At 31.8% G+C, this 1,697-nt stretch carries 2 protein-coding genes; both read right to left on the reverse strand.

All coding sequences use genetic code 11. The annotated features are described in order from the left end of the window. Positions 1–240: 240 nt before the first annotated feature. A complete protein-coding gene (locus tag FHP04_RS14260) occupies positions 241–636 on the reverse strand; it encodes a hypothetical protein (protein WP_158319152.1) in 396 nt (131 codons plus the stop codon). A gap of 263 nt (positions 637–899) precedes the next feature. Then, positions 900–1,475 (reverse strand): hypothetical protein, encoded by a 576-nt coding sequence (locus FHP04_RS14265; RefSeq protein ID WP_139856823.1) that lies wholly within the window; start codon positions 1,473–1,475, stop codon positions 900–902. Positions 1,476–1,697 lie beyond the last annotated feature (222 nt).

Consider the following 1,697-nt stretch of genomic DNA (forward strand, 5'->3'; position numbering starts at 1 on the left):
TGTCTCGGAATGCCAATTTTCATAATATAAGTCAACTTTCCACTTGTCAGTAGAAAGAGTCAATTCTTGTATGTCGTTGGTATTCGTCATTTTTTCAAATTAGCCACAACGGTTATGTGTATGGCTCGTTGCGGTAAAATCCGTGTGGATTTTTCCGCGTAGCCCAAATTTAGTGAATTGCAATGAATTCCGATTAGGAATTCAGTAGCAATGAGCTATACACGTTGTTAGCCACTGGCTTTATTTAATTTCAATTCCGACTGTGTGTCTATCGAACGTTTTAAAAAATCCAACGATATTCTTTTCGTCAGCATTGATTTCCGTATTCTCCGTTTTTATTTTTAAATATATCAGATTCCTTTTCAGTTTTTTAATGTCATTCGCATCATTAAGACTGAAATTGATATCATCGCCAATCCATAATGCTTGTCCTTTTTTCAATTCGCAAGTCAGAGTATTTATTTCATTGTTAAATTCAATTTCAAATGCTTTTTTTATTTCAATAATTTCCATATCCGAATCAAATCCCACTATTCTTGCGTTAAATGCAAAAGGTTCTTCATTCAAACGTTCTTTGACTTTGTACTCAACAAATATTGAATTTCCACTTTTATTAAAAATATAGAAATCTGTCATATAAGAACAACTAGTTAAAGTCAGAAGTAATATTATTCCAAATAACCTTTTCATTTCTTAAAACTTGCTTTCATTTTTAATTCTTTCACGATATTTTCTTTCAACCTGAACGTTTCTTCAGCTTGTGGCTAACGGTTTTGTGTATGGCTCGTTGCGGGAAATCCGCGAGGATTTTCCGCCGTGACCGAAAGATAGCAAATTGCAATGAATTCCGGTAAGGAATTCAATAGCAATGAGCTATACACGTTGTTCTACGCAGTTTTTTATTTGACCGTAGCATCTATTATTTCTTTTCTTATCCACTCTTCATTTTTAAATTCGTAGGCAATTGTCCAATTTCCTCCGCACATAGGACCACAAATTTCATCGATATGAACTATTGCTAAATCATACGTTTCATTGAATAAGGGTTTTGAAATCGAATTGAACCCTCTTTTGCAATGATGCTGTTCGAGCCAGTCTAAATATCCATATTCATTATTTTCAGACGTCTGATTAAAATTAATATAGTCTTCTTTCTTCAGTATATTTTTTCCAGAAGCTATTTCTTTCGTTACTATAAATCCCTTAAATAGATTTATTTGTAAATTCAGGTGAGATGTGTCTTTAATTTTTAAATGTTTTTTTATATACTTTTTGAAATCATCCTCAAATTTGGATAATTTCCAAGTTGATGTTTCCAAAACGCAATTAGTTCTTAAAATTTCTTCTTTTTGAAGAATTTGCTTGAAAAATTCAGTTGTTTTTTGCTCATCAAAATCCTTATTTTTTAATTCAGATTTGCAACATAAAGCTAATGTCGAGAAAAAGGCTAATATGTAGAATGTCGATTTTTTCAAATTGCGTAGAACGTTTCGTATATGATAAGTAGGCGATCACTAAGCCCTAAATTTTTGTCTAATCCTAAAGTTTGATACAAGCCAAAAATATTTCAATTAGTACTTTTTCGTCTATTTTTCATATACATTGTTGTGTGTCAGTAAATATAGCCTTTCGATTCAAAAATAACAATGGCAAAAAGGCTATTTTACCCAGTAACCCTTGCGCGCCAAGCTTAAAAA

The organism is Aequorivita sinensis (assembly GCF_006346335.1).
GTDB classification, from domain to species: Bacteria; Bacteroidota; Bacteroidia; order Flavobacteriales; family Flavobacteriaceae; genus Aequorivita; species Aequorivita sinensis.